Annotated in this window: 15 protein-coding genes and 1 pseudogene; 8 read left to right on the top strand and 8 right to left on the bottom strand. The window is 64.0% G+C overall.

The window, feature by feature from the left end:
* Window positions 1–128: 128 nt before the first annotated feature.
* The 4 genes from JKL46_RS16600 to corA form a co-directional block, all read right to left on the bottom strand.
* Entirely contained in the window at window positions 129–923 is a 795-nt protein-coding gene (locus JKL46_RS16600; protein ID WP_246529353.1) for a dienelactone hydrolase family protein, read from the bottom strand.
* Between the two features lie 216 nt (window positions 924–1,139).
* Window positions 1,140–2,801 carry an arylsulfatase gene (locus JKL46_RS16595; protein ID WP_201834811.1) on the bottom strand — a complete coding sequence of 554 codons (1,662 nt, stop codon included), beginning with the start codon at window positions 2,799–2,801 and terminating at the stop codon, window positions 1,140–1,142.
* Window positions 2,794–2,961 (bottom strand): hypothetical protein, encoded by a 168-nt coding sequence (locus JKL46_RS16590; protein ID WP_201834809.1) that lies wholly within the window; start codon window positions 2,959–2,961, stop codon window positions 2,794–2,796. Before JKL46_RS16590 ends, JKL46_RS16595 begins: the two co-directional genes overlap by 8 nt.
* Window positions 2,962–3,059: 98 nt before the next feature.
* Window positions 3,060–4,073: a magnesium/cobalt transporter CorA gene (corA, locus tag JKL46_RS16585; protein ID WP_201834807.1), complete on the bottom strand. Its 1,014-nt coding sequence runs from the start codon at window positions 4,071–4,073 to the stop codon at window positions 3,060–3,062.
* Window positions 4,074–4,396: 323 nt separating this feature from the next.
* On the opposite strand from corA, the gene JKL46_RS16580 reads away from it, so the two are divergent.
* The 3 genes from JKL46_RS16580 (at window position 4,397) to JKL46_RS16570 (ending at window position 6,442) form a co-directional block, all read left to right on the top strand.
* On the top strand, window positions 4,397–5,257 hold the full coding sequence (locus JKL46_RS16580) for a YqiA/YcfP family alpha/beta fold hydrolase (RefSeq protein ID WP_201834805.1): 861 nt from the start codon (window positions 4,397–4,399) through the stop codon (window positions 5,255–5,257).
* Window positions 5,258–5,275: 18 nt separating this feature from the next.
* Window positions 5,276–5,998, top strand: a complete 723-nt coding sequence (locus tag JKL46_RS16575) for a GDSL-type esterase/lipase family protein (RefSeq protein ID WP_201834803.1) — start codon at window positions 5,276–5,278, stop codon at window positions 5,996–5,998.
* A gap of 81 nt (window positions 5,999–6,079) precedes the next feature.
* Window positions 6,080–6,442, top strand: coding sequence for a hypothetical protein (locus JKL46_RS16570; RefSeq protein WP_201834801.1), 363 nt, complete (start codon window positions 6,080–6,082; stop codon window positions 6,440–6,442).
* Between the two features lie 308 nt (window positions 6,443–6,750).
* Here JKL46_RS16570 and JKL46_RS16565 read toward each other — a convergent pair whose 3' ends face one another.
* Window positions 6,751–7,014, bottom strand: coding sequence for a hypothetical protein (locus JKL46_RS16565; RefSeq protein ID WP_201834799.1), 264 nt, complete (start codon window positions 7,012–7,014; stop codon window positions 6,751–6,753).
* Window positions 7,015–7,052: 38 nt separating this feature from the next.
* Window positions 7,053–7,400: a hypothetical protein gene (locus tag JKL46_RS16560; RefSeq protein WP_201834797.1), complete on the bottom strand. Its 348-nt coding sequence runs from the start codon at window positions 7,398–7,400 to the stop codon at window positions 7,053–7,055.
* A 210-nt stretch (window positions 7,401–7,610) separates the two neighbouring features.
* Between JKL46_RS16560 and JKL46_RS16555 the strand changes: the two genes are divergently transcribed.
* Window positions 7,611–8,663 (top strand): AraC family transcriptional regulator, encoded by a 1,053-nt coding sequence (locus JKL46_RS16555; RefSeq protein ID WP_246529352.1) that lies wholly within the window; start codon window positions 7,611–7,613, stop codon window positions 8,661–8,663.
* 27 nt (window positions 8,664–8,690) lie between these two features.
* On the opposite strand, the gene JKL46_RS16550 is transcribed toward JKL46_RS16555, so the two are convergent.
* Entirely contained in the window at window positions 8,691–9,017 is a 327-nt protein-coding gene (locus JKL46_RS16550) for an ATPase inhibitor subunit zeta (protein ID WP_201834795.1), read from the bottom strand.
* Window positions 9,018–9,275: 258 nt separating this feature from the next.
* Here JKL46_RS16550 and JKL46_RS16545 point away from each other — a divergent pair, with 258 nt between their 5' ends.
* Together JKL46_RS16545 and JKL46_RS16540 are read left to right on the top strand one after the other, a co-directional pair.
* The gene (locus JKL46_RS16545; protein WP_201834793.1) at window positions 9,276–9,737 is read left to right on the top strand and encodes a DUF2231 domain-containing protein; all 462 of its coding nucleotides are present in this window, start codon (window positions 9,276–9,278) and stop codon (window positions 9,735–9,737) included.
* Window positions 9,730–11,085: pseudogene (locus JKL46_RS16540) on the top strand (PQQ-dependent sugar dehydrogenase); the annotation flags it as partial. The gene JKL46_RS16545 and the pseudogene JKL46_RS16540, both read left to right, overlap by 8 nt.
* Window positions 11,086–11,103: 18 nt before the next feature.
* On the opposite strand, the gene JKL46_RS16535 reads toward JKL46_RS16540, so the two are convergent.
* Window positions 11,104–11,877 (bottom strand): SDR family oxidoreductase, encoded by a 774-nt coding sequence (locus JKL46_RS16535; RefSeq protein WP_201834788.1) that lies wholly within the window; start codon window positions 11,875–11,877, stop codon window positions 11,104–11,106.
* A gap of 224 nt (window positions 11,878–12,101) precedes the next feature.
* Here JKL46_RS16535 and JKL46_RS16530 point away from each other — a divergent pair, with 224 nt between their 5' ends.
* Complete coding sequence (locus JKL46_RS16530; protein ID WP_201834787.1) at window positions 12,102–13,847, top strand: cache domain-containing protein; 1,746 nt, start codon at window positions 12,102–12,104, stop codon at window positions 13,845–13,847.
* A gap of 150 nt (window positions 13,848–13,997) precedes the next feature.
* The gene (locus tag JKL46_RS16525) at window positions 13,998–14,978 is read left to right on the top strand and encodes an ABC transporter substrate-binding protein (protein ID WP_201834785.1); all 981 of its coding nucleotides are present in this window, start codon (window positions 13,998–14,000) and stop codon (window positions 14,976–14,978) included.
* Window positions 14,979–14,981 lie beyond the last annotated feature (3 nt).

Below are 14,981 nucleotides of genomic sequence, written 5' to 3'. Positions count from 1 at the left end.
CTCGAATGTCACAGTAAGGATAAGAACCGGTTAAGGTGCCTCCATTCCCGGCAATAATTCCTGTCGAACGATCGCAGCACGAACGAAATGAAATCAAATTACATTGCGTTCGTGCTGCGTTGTCCAACCTATTTTTTCAGATTGGCATCGAAGAATTTCGATGCCTCCGCCTTCGCCTCGCGATCCACCTGTGCGTCGTAGCGGAGCGGCAGGTTGAACTTCTGGCCGAGCGCGGTGGCCTCCGGGTTGGTGAAGGCGTGCGTCGCGCCCGGATATTCGATCACCTTGTATTCCGCTTTGGCGCCGTCGAGATCCTTGCGGAACGCCTCGTATTCCTCGCGCTTCACGAAGGGATCCTCCGCGCCGTTCAACACGAGGATTTTTGCCTTCACGGTGCCCGGCGCCGGAGCAGGGGTGTTGAGCCCGAGCGTGGCATGAAAGCCCGCGACGGCGTCGAGATCGGCACCGAGGCGGGCCATGTTCAGAACGACGGCGCCTCCGAAGCAATAGCCGACGGCGCCGATGCGGGCCGGGTCGACGGAGGCATGTCCGGCGAGCCGGGCCCGCGCGGCGTTGAAGCGCGATTCCATCACCCCGGGATCCTTCATCACCAGGGTCGCCAATGCGCCGGCATCGTTCGGATTGTCGGCCGTCTTGCCGTCGCCATACATGTCGGCGACGAAGGCGGTATAGCCCTGCTGCGCGAATTTCTGCGCCTCGCCCCGGACATGGCTCGTGATGCCCCACCATTCGGGGACCAAGACGATGCCGGGACGCTTGGCCGTGATCGCGTCGTCATAGACGATGAACCCCTTCATCGTGGTGCCGCCGTCCTGGTAGGTCACCTGCTCTTCCCGGATCGCTGCTTGGGCGGTAGCAGTCATCGTCAGAGTGCAGAGCATCGCCGCCATCATCATTCGCATGAGGCTCTCCTTGAGACGTTCAGGAGAGGAGGATCGGGCATCTCCCCGAGGCGCGAGCACGAGCCTTCCTCTTCACAGTAATTGTGCGCCTTTCCAAACCGCGTGGCTATCGTCTTGTGATCGGATGTCTTTTGACCATGCTTCACATGCGATCGGGCGGACAAACTGTCCGCCCGATCCGTGAGTCGTTTCAGACAAGAGGGGTGAGGTCCTCCCTCATCGCGGCGCCAGGCGCTCGATGTCGTTGAGACGCTTCAGAGCCGCCTGCTGACGCAGCATCCCGTAATTGATGCCGCTCGCATTGAGCGTGCTGCCCTCCTGATATGGGAATTGCTCGAAATCGGCGAAGAACTCCTTGATCTTGCCCTGGATCGGGACCAGCAGCCACATGTTCCGCGCCAGGAATTCGATCGCGCCGCCGCCTTCCTTCATGCCACGCTCATAAGGGTCCATGCGCAGGTTAGCGATATTGGCCCAGCTCGGGGTTTCTCGGAGCGCGGTGGCGATGTTGCCTTCGCTGGCGACGGCGAAGCTCAGCTTCCAGTCGTTCCACCGGATGGCGTTCAGGTTGCCGCCCTGATCGAAGTAATACATGGTATCGCGCGGCGGGTTCCTCGCTTCGCCTTTCAGCAAGCCCGTCAGGTCGTATCCGTCGAGATGGACCTTGAAGTTTTTCGTCCCGGCGGTGAAGCCGGTTTTCATGGATTCCTTGATGTTGGGAATCCCCGCTGCCGCGGCGAAGGTGGGCATCCAATCCATGAGCGTGACGATCTCGTTGATCTGCGTGCCGGGCTTCACCACGCCCGGCCAGCGCACCATCATCGGGATGCGCATGCCGCCCTCCCATGTGGTGCCCTTCTCGCCGTGGAACGGCGTCATGGCGCCGTCGGGCCACAGGGCCAGCTCGGCGCCGTTGTCGGTGGTGTAGAGGACGATGGTGTCGTTGGCGATGCCGAGATCATCGAGCTGCTTCAGCAGCTGTCCGACATGACCGTCGTGCTCCGCCATGCCGTCGGCATGAAGTCCCTTGCCGGTCTTGCCGACGCTGTCGGGCTTGAGATGCGTGAAGACATGCATACGGGTGGCATTGAACCAGACGAAGAACGGCTTGCTCGCCCTGTGCTGCCGGTCGATGAAGTCCTTGGCCGCCGCGAGGAACTCCTCGTCGACGGTCTCCATCCGTTTCGTCGTGAGCGGCCCGGTGTCGTCGATGCGCCCATCGACGCTGGAGCGGATGACGCCGCGCGGCCCGTATTGCCTGCGGAAGGCCGGGTCCTTCGGATAGAAATAGCCTTCCGGTTCCTCCTCGGCATTCAGGTGATACAGGTTGCCGAAGAACTCGTCGAAGCCGTGCTTGGTCGGAAGATGCTGATCCTGATCGCCCAGATGGTTCTTGCCGAACTGGCCGGTCGCATAGCCTCTGGTCTTGAGGACATCGGCGATGGTCGGCATCCAGTCGGCGATGCCGTGGGGATCTCCCGGCATGCCGATGGTGAGAAGGCCGGTGCGGAACGGCTCCTGTCCGAGGATGAAGGAGGCGCGACCGGCGGTGCAGCTCTGCTGGCCGTAGGAATCGGTGAAGATCGCACCCTCCGCCGCGATGCGGTCGATGTTGGGGGTGCGGTAGCCCATCATGCCCATCGTATAGGCGCTGATCTGCGGGACGCCGATATCGTCGCCGAAGATGACGAGGATATTCGGCGGCCTGCCGGTCCCGGTGCCCGCCGCTGGAGCCGGAGCCGGCGTCTGCGCCTGAGCGACGGCCTGCGATGATGCACTGATCGCTGCAGCGGCCGCGACGAGCGCCGTCGATCCGGTGAGAAGCGAGCGGCGGCTGAAGCCGCTGTCGGAATGGGTGTTCGCCGTATCCTCAGACATGCAATGCTCCTTCGATCATGGTCGTCGTTGCAATGGCGCGAGCGTCGTCGGGATCGACGCCACGTCGATAGGCGCTTGCCGTCGTCATCCCGCCGGTCGATGGGATGGGACGCTCGAAGCCACGTAGTCCTAGTTTAGGAACCGCATCGACGCCGGCCATCGGGTGAAACCCTGAAAAGGGACCCGGCGAACCCTGATCGCTCGGGAGAGGCGGGGTTCGGTCTAAGGTGAATTACTGAGGATCCGGCGGAAGTCCGGTCAGAGCCAGCCGTTCCTGCGGAAGCGCCAGTAGAGCCATCCGCACACCGCAAGGATCACGACGAGAACGAGGGCGTATCCGTATTTCCAGTGAAGCTCGGGCATCACGTCGAAATTCATGCCGTACAGCCCCGCAACGGCAGTGGGCACGGCCAGGATGGCGGCCCAGGAGGCGAGCTTGCGGGTAATCTCGGTCTGCTGCGCCTGTCCCGTCATCAGGCTGGTCTCGAAGGCGAAGGCGAGCACTTCGCGCAAGGATTCGATCTCCTCCTGCACGCGCCGAATATGATCGGAGACGTCGCGGAAGAGGGGAGACATGGCCGGATCGACACCCGGAAGTCCCGGCTGCTCGAGGCGGCGGCAGACCTCCACGAGCGGCACGGCGGCATTGCGCAGGCGCAGGAGATCCCGGCGAAGCTGATAGAGCCGCGTCACATGGAACTGGTTCGCGGTCTCGCCGAGGATGCTGTCCTCGATCTCCTCGACCTCATCCTGGATCGTCTGGATCACCGGAATGTAGTTGTCGACGATGAAGTCCAGGATGGCGTAGAGGATGAAATCCTCTCCTTCCGAAAATGCCTTCTGAGCCGCCTCGCAGCGTTCGCGCACCGGCCTGTAGGAGGTCGAAGCGCCGTGTCGCACGGAGACCACGTAGCCCTTCCCGACGAAGAGATGCGTTTCGCCGAAGGCGATGCGACCGTCGAACATCTGCGCCGTGCGCGCGACGACGAACAGGGCGTCGCCATATTGCTCCAGCTTGGGCCGCTGATGCGCCTTGAGCGCATCCTCGATGGCGAGTTCGTGCAGGCTGAACTCCCTCTGGAGCTGACGCAGGAGGTCCAGATCCGGCTCGTGCAGGCCGATCCAGACCACGTGTCCGGGCTTGCGCGACCATTCCCCCGCCTCCTCGATGGGGATCTCGGCCACGCGGCGGCCGCCGGCATAGGCGGCGGAGGCGACCACCCCGGGGCGCTTCTGTGGAGAAGCTGGTGCGAGCTTGAGAGGATTCGTCATGATCAAACAACGCAGAGCGTGGCCTGTCGGTGCCGCTTGCTCGCTGCAAGAGCGGTGAACGCGGTAAGTCTGACGATCAGACCGGACGCATCAAGATCTGGGCGAAGCCAATCAATAGTATTTGAATTATAAGAATATTCGTTCGAAATTAGAATTATTGATTAAATAAGAAAAACTGCTCTCGATGTTGTGTATTGATCAAAATGTATTCAATAATAATTTTCTGAAAAGCTGATTGAACGGCCCGAAAGCGACATGGCCTTTGAGGGAAATGCATTCGCGCCGACGGTTCGAGCAAAATGGATTGAGCGGGCATGAGCGGAATGAAGCGCCGTATTTTCGATAACGGCATTACGACGATTTCCTATTGTCCGGCGGGGGAGGCCGTGAGCGCGACGTTGGTCGTCGCCTTCACCGAGATGGGGCCGGTCGACGTGGATCGCCCGGGCTTCGGCGAAATGTTTCTCAACAAGCGCGGATACGACGTCATCTCCGTTCAGAAGCGCAAGGAGAACTGGTATCAGGACCTGTCGATCGACGACCTGAAGCAGGCCGTCTCCGAGATCGTTCCTCGCTACAAGGCCGTCGTCACCTATGGATCGAGCATGGGCGGATATGCAGCCCTGTATTTCGCGTCGGCGGTCGGGGCGCGCGCGTTGTCCTTCTCGCCCCGCAATCACAGTTACTACGCTCTGGTCGGAATGCAGCGATATGCAGATCAGTTCGACACCAACCATCTGCCTTTGCGCGACGTTGCCGATCCGGACAGGGACCATCTGATCCTGGTCGATCCGCTCCAGCCCATCGACGGACCCTACGTTCTGCGGGAGGTCATCCCGTCATTCCCGAGATCGCGGATCCTGAATCTACGATACACGGATCACCCATCGACCTTCGTTCTCGCGCATGGTGGCGTTCTGCAGAATTTCGTCGTCGACTTCCTCGAGGGACGTCCCATCGACGAGCGGATGCTGCGGAAAAGCCGGGGAAAATCGCCGCAATACCTGCACACGCTTGCGAAGGCCTGCTTCAAGAAGGGACGCGCCGCCACCGCCACGACCCTGTGTCAGCGGGCCCTGTCGATCCGGGCGGACCACAAGGATACGCTCGCCCTCCTGGACAGGATGACGCCAAAGAGCGCCCGGCAGGAGCAACCATCCGCCGATGCGCTGGCACCGGCGTGAGATCCGGCGAGGCGACAGATGCGCAAGTCCCTATCGGTGCGGTCGATCTGCATCGCGGCAGTATCGATCGTCGCGTTTTCTCTGTCCTCGCGAGCCGAGGAGGGCGGTGCCCGAGGGCCGGCCTGTCCGCAGGCCGACCTGATCGTCACGACGACGCCCGCTCCCGCGCAGATGGCCGCGCGCGTGCGGGAACATCTCGCTCTCAAGGCCAATCCGCCGACATCGGCGAATGTCGTCATGATCGGCGACAGTCTCGTCCGAGGCTGGGACCCGGCATGGGCGAGGGCGGCTTTTGCACAAGCCCGCATCTGGAATCTCGGCATCGGCGGAGACAAGATCCAGAACGTGCTCTGGCGGCTGCGGGACCTGGCCCTGGCGTCTCTCCATCCGAGGCGGGTCGTGCTTCTGGCCGGAACGAACAACATCGCGGGCGACAATCAGCCCTGCGCCATCGCTGCCGGCATCGCTGAAATCGTCAGGACGCTCGCAGAGGTCTGGCCCGGTGCCCGGATCGACGTGATCGCCATTCCGCCAAGGGGCGATGCCTTCGCGTCGCGGAACGCCGCACGGCTGGAGGCCAACCGTCTCATCCGGGATGTCGCGCGGCGCGACGGCGTCCGGTACCTGGATGCCGATGCGGCCCTCATCGAGGCCGGCTCCCTGGCCTACCGGCCGGACAAGCTGCATTTCACCGAGCTGGCCTACCGGATCCTCGGCGATCTCCTGAAAGATCCGGGCTGAACCTCTCAACGTCGCTGCCGGGATTGACAGGGAGACGGTCCGTCGGAGTATCGATGGCCGCGGCGCATCGGAGGAACGGTATTGGTCAAGCGGATTGGTTCAAAGGCCTGGCGGGTCCGGGTTGCGGACGACGGCAGCATCGTGGCTCTCGGCATCCGGGCCGATGCGGGCAAGGAATACGAGATTCTCCTCAGCGCGGTGGATTCCACGCCCCTCGTGACCGATCTGCTCAACGAGATGGTGCGGACCCATCGGGGCAAGCCGCCCAGGAGCTTTTCGGCCGATGCCGGGCCCAACCATGCCAAGAGCGTGCCGGTGCAGCCTCTGAGCACGACAATCGATCACAGCGGTGAAAGACCCGTCCTGATTCTGGATTTCGGCGGCACGGTGCTGAAAGTGGCGATCGACCCTGCCCAGCTCCGGCAGGACCTGTCTGCGTCGTAGAGAATTTTCGTCGACGCGGATCGAGCTCGCCGGCATCCAGCGATCGCCAGCGGAGATCTTCAGCTGAAAGAAGAGATCCCGCCCGTCCGGTTGATGGCGCTCTTGAAGGCTGCCTTTCGGACGGGCGGGGTTCCGGCACTGGTACGCAACTTGCCCCTACGCGCCGGAATATCGTCGATGACCGAAGGAATGCCGGGGCTCACCTTCCATCGGTTCCCAGCCTGTCAGGCCGGGCCTCATGCGCCACGGGATCGCGCGAACTGAAATCATGACGTTACTGAAATTTCCCGTGATCTCGTTTCGAGTCCTCAACGTTCCTTTTCGCTCTCGCCCTCGCCGCGAGCGGCTTTCGAAAGATACCGGTTCCAGAAGCGGACCAGGGCCAGCGCCAGCAGGATTCCGCCGAGGACCGAGACGGCGACCCCTGTCAGGAAATAGGTGACGGGGTCGACGTCCAGGGTCAGATCCGCCGCGACCATCAAAACGTCGACGACGACGAACAGAAGCAGTCCCGCCAGACCGCCGCAGAAGGCACCTTCTATGAGGTCGATACGGCGCGGGAGGGGTTTCATGGGATCATTCCGGGCGACGCGCGACAGCGAGGCTGCCGTCAATGAAGGAGCGGCAGCCGGTGCGTCGCGTCCTGGACGAACATGACGGCGGCCGACAATTCGTCCTCGTCGAACTCGTAGCAGCCGAGACTGTCGATGGTCGCCCCCGTCATCTGCGAGCGGAGCTCGAGCCAGAATGCCGGCAGCCCGATCATCTCGTCGCTCGGCACTTCCATCAGGCGCACCTCCAGGCCGCCACGGCGGACAAGCGTGACGGCGCGGCAGCCATCCTCGTCGTGCGGTTCCATGGCGAGCCGCACATAGGAGCGGATGATCTTCTGCTCGATCCAATCGGCATCCAGCGCCGGGCAGAGCGCGCGGGCGGCCATCGCTTCAGGCTGAGGCATTCGATCTCCCTAGGTTGCACGAACTCCGGCTGACCGGGCAGCCGAATGCGTCGGGGTTGGGCGGTCCGCAGCCCCTGCGCGAAGTTACCGTCGATTCCACCTTCCTACCCGCGACAGAGGGCTTCGGTCTTGCTATCCTTGGCCATTGATTTGTCTGTACGGGCCATCGCGACGGCAGCGGAGAACGCAGCATCGGGAGGAGTGGAGACAATGTACCATCCGTCCAAGGTGCTCGGCACCATGCCGCCGACTGCGAGCGGGGGGATTGCCCGCCTTGCGGTGGCCCGCGCCGTCTCGGCCGGCATCGACCCCGAACCCCTGGTGCAAAAGGCGGGTCTCACCCTCGCCCTCCTGGAGGATAGCCATGTTCGCATCGGTGCCGAGAACCAGATCGCGCTCCTGAATCTCGTGGCGAGCGCGGTCGGGGACGACCTCCTCGGCTTCCACCTCGCCGAGGATTTCGATCTCCGGGAAATCGGCCTGCTTTATTACGTCCTCGCCTCGTCTGCGACGCTTGGGGAGGCTCTCACTCGGACTGCCCGCTACAGCGGGGTGAGCAACGAATGCATCAAGGTTCACTGCCGAATGACGAGCGACCTGAGCGTACATATCAATTACGTCGGGGTGCCGCGACACTCCGATCGCCATCAGATGGAGTTCTGGGCAACGGCTCTGGTGAGGGTCTGCCGGCACGTGACAGAAGTGCCTCTAAGGCCGATCCGCGTCAGGCTCGCCCAGACCCGCGGCGCATCATCCGACGAGCAGGATGCGTTCTTCGGCTGCAAAGTTGGCTTCGGTGCCGAGCACGACGAGATTACGTTCGCACGGGGCGTCGCCGCCTGTCCCTTCGTCAGCGCCGACCATCATCTCAACGAAATTCTGATCGGATATTGCGAGGAGATTCTGGCCCGCCGGCCCACGCCGGCAAGCCCCATGCGGGCGCTCGTGGAGAACGCCGTCGCACCGCTCCTGCCGCATGGGCGGGCGCAGATGGGCGACATTGCCGAAGCGCTTGGCGTGAGCCGCCGGACGCTCACGCGCCGGCTCGCTGCAGAGGGTGTGTCCTTCACCGAAATTCTGGAAGACCTGCGCAGGGATCTCGCCTTGCGCTATCTGGAGGATGCGACGCTTTCGATCTCGCAGATCGCCTGGCTGCTCGGTTTCCAGGAGGTCAGCGCCTTTACGAGCGCCTTCAAGCGCTGGACGGGCGCGACGCCGTCGCAGGAGCGCACCCGGTCGACCCCCATGGCCGGCGCGGCCTGAGCCTGCTGGTCGGATCGGGCTCCGGCCTCAATGCGACATCAGATTGCGTGCGATCATCACGGCTGCCGAATCGGCGGAATCTCCTCGCGTTCCCGGCATCAGGCTTCCGGCCTTGAGCATGAGTTCGGTCATCACGCTCAGGATGCGCTCGTCCGACTGGTCCACGCCGGCGTCATCGAAATCCTTACGGATTTTGCTGAAGACATCGCAGCGCACCGGATCGACCGTGGCCCTCGCTAGGTCATCCGAATAGGCCTCGGCGTCCTCCCCCGTCATTCCCAGCCTCTCGGCGGCCCATCGGCCGAGAAGCTTGTTGCGGAGCATCGTTTTTCCCACATCGTCGACGCTGGTCATTCGAAGATCTCCGATTGTCCAAAGTGGAATGCCCCCCGGCCGGCGGACCCTGCGGCCCGCGCGGCTTGCGTCGTCGGGATAGATTTAGGTCGCCGCATGGCAGGTCAATCGTCCTGGCGAGAATAGGCTCGGCCGTGCTCCATGAGCGCGCAGGTAACGGTTGATTGATGGCCGGAAACGACGCCGCGAAGCGTAACTCAGGAACTTAAGCGGTCATCGGTCGTAGACATAGAGTCTCATCGGCTCAAGAGAGGTTCAATGCCGCCATATGCTCCGCCCCCGAGATCGACAGCCGCCATCGCCGGGCATGTGATTCACAGGCTGCTGGCGTCATTCCCCATCGCCTGCTTCACGCTCGCGCTTGCGACCGATATCGCCTATTGGCGCACGTCGAATCTCATGTGGTTGGAGTTCTCGGCCTGGCTTCTGCTGGCCGGCATCACGTTCGGTGTCATCGCCGCGCTCTACGGTGCCGTCTATGTCCCGGTCCGCTTCGGCCTCCGCATCGTCAGGTTTGCCTTGCCGACCATCATCGGCACTCTCGTCGTGCTGATCCTGGCCTTCCTCAACAATCTCGTTCACACGGCCGACGGCTGGACCGCAGTCATGCCCTGGGGCCTGACCCTCTCGGCACTGACGGTGCTGGCCATGCTGGTCACGGTCTGGTTCGGCACTTCGCTCGTTCACAATCACAGCGTGGGAGTGCGCTATCATGACTGACCGCTTCCACCTGAATCGCGCCTCCGCTCTCGTCGGATCGAGCCTTTTGGCACTTGCTCTCATCGGCTGCAGCGACACCGGTTCCAACTTCGACGTCGCCAGCCAGATCGGGCCCGATCCGGTTCTGCCTGAGCCCAGCACGGAACTCCTGCCCGACCTGAAGGTGGCAGAGGTCGTCGGCTGGAAGGAGGGGCAGACGCCGACGGTCCCACAGGGGATGACCGTGACCGCGTTTGCCAAGGATCTCGTCAACCCGCGCGTGGTGCGCACCTTGCCGAACGGCGACGTTCTCGTCGTGCAGTCACGCGCGCCGGAGGGCAAGCCGCTGCCGCGGCCCAAGGACGTGATCCGCGAATGGATCATGGCGATGGCCAAGGGCGGCGGTGGCGGGCCGCCGAAGGAAAGCAACCTGATCACGCTCCTGCGGGACACGAACCGCGACGGCCAGGTCGATGAGCGGCACGAGCTGCTCAAAGGACTGAACTCGCCCTTCGGCGTCGTCTGGCACGAGGGCACGCTCTATGTTGCCGCCGCCGACGCGATCCTGGCTTATCCCTATCAGCTCGGACAGACGTCGATCACGGCTCCGCCGAAGGAGCTCGCGCCACTTCCCGGCGGGCCGATCAACCATCACTGGACCAAGGATTTGGCGCTCAGTCCGGACGGACGTTTCCTCTACGCCTCGGTCGGCTCCAACTCGAACGCCGCGGAGCGCGGGATCGAGGCCGAGAAGGGCAGGGCGGCCATCTGGCAGGTCGATCGCGCGACGGGCGCATCGCGCCTCTACGCCTCGGGCCTGCGCAATCCCAACGGCCTGAGCATCCATCCCGAAACCGGTGTCCTGTGGACGGTGGTGAACGAGCGCGACGAACTCGGGCCCAATCTCGTGCCGGACTACCTGACCTCCGTGCAGGAGGGCGCCTTCTACGGCTGGCCCTGGAGCTATTTCGGCAATCACGTGGACGAGCGGGTGCATCCGCCGCGGCCGGACATGGTGCAGAAGGCGATCAAGCCGGACTACGCCTTGTCCAGCCACGTGGCGGCGCTCGGCCTGACCTTCTCCATGAATTCGTCGCTGCCGGAGCAGTACAGGCGCGGCGCCTTCATCGGCGAGCACGGCAGCTGGAACCGCAACGCCTTCAACGGCTACAAGGTGGTCTACGTGCCTTTCGAGAACGGCAAGCCGGCGGGCAAGGCGCAGGACGTGGTCACCGGCTTCCTGGACGGCGACCAGGCCCGCGGGCGGCCGGTGGGAGTCGCCATCGACGGCACGGGCGCACTGCTCATCGCGGACGATGCGGGCAATGCCGTATGGCGCGTGGCAGCAGCCAATGCCGCCGCTCAACCGAGTCAATGACGGTTCCGCTCACAGCACCGCGAGCAGGCCGCCGTCGACATAGATGATCTGGCCGTTGACATAGGCCGACGCGGCGGAGGCCAGGAACACGGAAACGCCGATCAGGTCATCCGGCACGCCCCAGCGTCCCGATGGCGTACGGCCGCGCACCCAGGCGTCGAATTTCGCATCCTCGGCGAGGGCTTTGTTCATCTCCGTGACGATGTAGCCGGGGCCGATGGCGTTGGCCTGGATGCCGTGCTGCGCCCACTCGGCCGCCATGGAGCGGGTCAGCATCTTGATGCCGCCCTTCGCGGCCGTGTAGGGGGCAATGGTCGCGCGCGCGGCCTCGCTCGCAAGTGAAGCGATATTGATGATCTTTCCGCCGTCGCCGCGCGCGATCATGCGCCTCGCAGCCTCGCGCCCGACCAGGAAGGCGCTGGTGAGGTTGGTTTCCAGCACCTTGCGCCATTCGTCGGCCGCGAGATCCACCATCGGCTTGCGCAATTGAATGCCGGCATTGTTGACGAGGATGTCGATGGAGATGCCGGAATGGTCGAAGCCGTCGAAGGCCGCCTTGACCGCGCTCTCGTCCGAGACATCGAAAGCGCTCGCCGAGACCCGATGCCCGGCCGTGCTCAGCTCCCGCACGGCACCGGCGAGCTTCGCCTCGTCGCGCCCATTGAGGATGACCGCCGCGCCGGCCTCCGCAAGCCCGCGGGCGATGGACAGGCCCAGGCCGCCCGATGAACCGGTGACCAGCGCCGTCTTGCCGGAAAGATCGAATAAGTCCCGTGCGGTCATGCTTCCCTCTGTCCGGCAATGATGCTCCGGAGCGCAGCGTAGCGCATCGTGCGTGAAAGTGGACCCGCCTTCCGAGACAAACCACTGGCAGCGTGCCGCGCCTCGCCTCATATTCGAGGGAATGCGATGGAAGCGGGGCGAGGGCTCACCATGATCGCTTTGCCTACCCTGTCGATGCCGCGTGCGATCCCGGCCCGTTCCCGTCGCGATCGGCCGAAGCGCTCATGACCAGGCAGCGCCTCCGGATCCGCGGCCTCTTCCAGAAATATTTCCTCGTGCTGTTTCTGGCGGTGGTCATTCCCCTCGCGACCAATGGCGTCAGCGAGGCCTGGTTCGGCTATCGCGACCAGAGGGCGACCCTCGACCAGCTTCTGGGAGTCGAGGCGCGCTCGGCCGGGGCCAGGATCCAGGGCTTTCTCGACGACATCACCAACCAGCTCGGCTGGCTGGTTCAGCTTCCCTGGGCAGAGGAGCCGGACGAGAGGCGGCGGATCGATGCCCTGCGCCTGCTGCGGCAGGTGCCGGCTATCGTCAACCTCACGCTTCTCGACGGTGCCGGGCGCGAACGCCTCTATGTCTCGCGCATCGGGTTGAACAGAACCGAGACGCGCACCGACCGCTCCGCCGACGAGGCCGTGACGGGAGCTCGCGCGAACCGGCTCTGGTACGGCGAGGTGCGTTATTATCGCGATTCCGAGCCCTACATGACGATTGCGATGGCCGGCAACCGGCCGTCCGTCGGCATTGTTGTCGCCGAGGTGAACCTGAAGCTGATCTGGGACGTGATCTCGTCCATCAAGATCGGTGAGACGGGCCACGCCTTCGTTCTGGACAGGCCCGGGCGGCTCGTGGCCCATCCCGATATCAGTCTCGTGCTGCGGGGCGCGGACGAGGCGACGCTCGCGCCCTTCCGGGAACTCAGGGAGGCGATCGGGCGTGCCGGTGCCGATGTCGCGACGGGCTGGGACGCCGAAGGCATCGCCGTCGCAGCCGCCGCCGCGCCGGTTGCCGGCCCGGACTGGACCGTGGTGGTCGAACAGCCTCTTTCAGAAGCCTTCGGGCCGATCTATGCAGCCCTGTGGCGAACGGTCGGGCTCCTTCTCGCCGGCGCCGCCTTCGCGGGTCTGCTGGCCTATGTCCTCGCGAGCCGCATGACCAAGCCGATCCACCTTCTCGAGGACGGCACCGAACGCATCGGCGCCGGGCAATTCGACCATCGCATCCATATCGAAACGGGAGACGAGCTTCAGCGGCTGGCGGAGAGCTTCAACGCCATGGCGGCCGAACTCGCCGTGTCGCAGGAGCGCCAGGAGCGGATCGCGAAGCTCAAGCGCTTCCTCGCGCCGCAGGTCGCGGAACTGGTCGACCGCACGGGCGACGACGACGTGCTCGAGGGCCGGCGCACCGAGGTGGTGACGATCTTCGGCGACCTGCGCGGCTTCACCGCCTTTTCGGCCAGGGCGACGCCCGAGGAGGTGATGAGCGTCCTGTCGGAATATTACGATGCGCTTGGCGGGATCATCACCAAATACGCCGCGACTCTGACGAGCTTTTCGGGGGATGGGCTGATGCTGCTCATCAACGCTCCCGTCCCCGTAGCGGAGCCGGCGCTGCGGGCCGTCGATCTCGCGGTGGAGATGCAGCTTTGCGTGCAGAAGCTCATCGTCGGCTGGCAGCGGCGCGGTTACCGGATCGGCTTCGGGATGGGATTGGCCATGGGCCCGGCCACGGTCGGGCGGATCGGCTACGAGAGCCGGTTCGACTACACCGCCATCGGCAGCGTCGTGAACCTCGCCGCGCGCCTGTGCGCATCAGCGGCCGATCGCGAAATACTCGCGGATGCGACGGTTGCGGAGGCCGTCGAAGGTCAGCGGGTTCTGAATCCGATGGGGATGCGCCGGCTCAAGGGATATGACGAGGAGTTCCTCGTCTATCACGTCGCATACGCCGAGCGGCCCGATGCGGCTTGAGCCGCATCCTTCAAAGCGGTTTCGTGACACGGGTATTGTCGCTATGATCGCTGAAGTCGTCTGCTGCCGATGAAACCTTCGAGGTGACCGGATGATGGCTTTCGGAATATGGTCCCATCCCGCATCATCGGTTCAAGGGACGCCGGACAGATGAGACGGCGCGATGTCCTTGCCTGGCTAGGCGCTGCGGCGGCATCGACGCTTCCCGCGCGTGCGCAATCGCCGGCGATGCCCGTCATCGGATATCTCGCCCCGGAATCCCCCGTGCCGTTCGAAAGCCGCCTCAAGGCCTTCCGGGAAGGTCTTGCCGATGTCGGCTATGTCGAGGGCCGCAACGTGGCGATCGAATACCGCTGGGCGGATGGCAGGTACGATCGCCTGCCGTCGCTTGCGGCGGATCTCGCAGGCCGGAACGTTTCCGTGCTTGTCGCGTCCGGCGGCGCGCCCTCGGCAGTCGCTGCGAAAGCGGCGACGAAGACGATCACCATCGTGTTCGAGATGGGCGGCGATCCGGTCGCGCTCGGCGTCGTCGACAGCCTGTCGCGGCCGGCAGGCAATATCACGGGTGTGTCGAGTTTGAGCGTGGAGGTCTCGCGCAAGCGGCTGGAATTCATGCACGAGCTGCGGCCGACCGCGTCGTCCTTCGGCGTTGCCGTCAACCCGACCAGCCCGACCTCCGGCTCGCAGGTGAGAAACCTCCAGATGGCGGCCGAGGCGCTCGGGGTGCAGCTCCATGTGATGAATGCCAGCACCGAGGGAGAATTCGAGGCGATGTTCCTGTCCGCCACCCAGGCGCAGGCGGGAGGGCTCGTCTTCACCTCGGATCCCTACTTCGCCTTCCGCAGTACGAAGCTGGCCGATTTGTGCCTGCGCTATTCCATGCCCGCGGTCACCCAGTCCCGCGATTTTCCCGCAGCGGGCGGCCTGATGAGTTATGGCGGCGACTTCATCCAGTCGCATCGGCGTGCCGGGAACTATGCCGGGCGGGTCCTGAACGGGGAAAAGCCTTCCAGCCTTCCCGTGCAGCTCGTCACGAAGGTCGAGCTGGTCGTCAATCTGAAGACTGCAAAGGCCCTCAGCATCACGATCCCGCCTTCCCTAATCAGCGGCGCCGACATGGTCATCGAATGAGGC

Origin of the sequence: Microvirga zambiensis WSM3693 (assembly GCF_016735695.1) — a bacterium.
GTDB classification, from domain to species: Bacteria; Pseudomonadota; Alphaproteobacteria; order Rhizobiales; family Beijerinckiaceae; genus Microvirga; species Microvirga zambiensis.
The sequence above is the reverse complement of the archived record's forward strand: the minus strand, read 5'-3'. Positions and strand labels throughout refer to the sequence as shown.

Coding starts and splice junctions, on each gene's coding strand:
- JKL46_RS16600 (WP_246529353.1), bottom strand. CDS start 923: ATGCGAATGATGATGGCGGCGATGCTCTGCACTCTGACGATGACTGCT.
- JKL46_RS16595 (WP_201834811.1), bottom strand. CDS start 2,801: ATGTCTGAGGATACGGCGAACACCCATTCCGACAGCGGCTTCAGCCGC.
- JKL46_RS16590 (WP_201834809.1), bottom strand. CDS start 2,961: ATGGCCGGCGTCGATGCGGTTCCTAAACTAGGACTACGTGGCTTCGAG.
- corA (WP_201834807.1), bottom strand. CDS start 4,073: ATGACGAATCCTCTCAAGCTCGCACCAGCTTCTCCACAGAAGCGCCCC.
- JKL46_RS16580 (WP_201834805.1), top strand. CDS start 4,397: ATGAAGCGCCGTATTTTCGATAACGGCATTACGACGATTTCCTATTGT.
- JKL46_RS16575 (WP_201834803.1), top strand. CDS start 5,276: ATGCGCAAGTCCCTATCGGTGCGGTCGATCTGCATCGCGGCAGTATCG.
- JKL46_RS16565 (WP_201834799.1), bottom strand. CDS start 7,014: ATGAAACCCCTCCCGCGCCGTATCGACCTCATAGAAGGTGCCTTCTGC.
- JKL46_RS16560 (WP_201834797.1), bottom strand. CDS start 7,400: ATGCCTCAGCCTGAAGCGATGGCCGCCCGCGCGCTCTGCCCGGCGCTG.
- JKL46_RS16555 (WP_246529352.1), top strand. CDS start 7,611: ATGTACCATCCGTCCAAGGTGCTCGGCACCATGCCGCCGACTGCGAGC.
- JKL46_RS16550 (WP_201834795.1), bottom strand. CDS start 9,017: ATGACCAGCGTCGACGATGTGGGAAAAACGATGCTCCGCAACAAGCTT.
- JKL46_RS16545 (WP_201834793.1), top strand. CDS start 9,276: ATGCCGCCATATGCTCCGCCCCCGAGATCGACAGCCGCCATCGCCGGG.
- JKL46_RS16535 (WP_201834788.1), bottom strand. CDS start 11,877: ATGACCGCACGGGACTTATTCGATCTTTCCGGCAAGACGGCGCTGGTC.
- JKL46_RS16530 (WP_201834787.1), top strand. CDS start 12,102: ATGACCAGGCAGCGCCTCCGGATCCGCGGCCTCTTCCAGAAATATTTC.
- JKL46_RS16525 (WP_201834785.1), top strand. CDS start 13,998: ATGAGACGGCGCGATGTCCTTGCCTGGCTAGGCGCTGCGGCGGCATCG.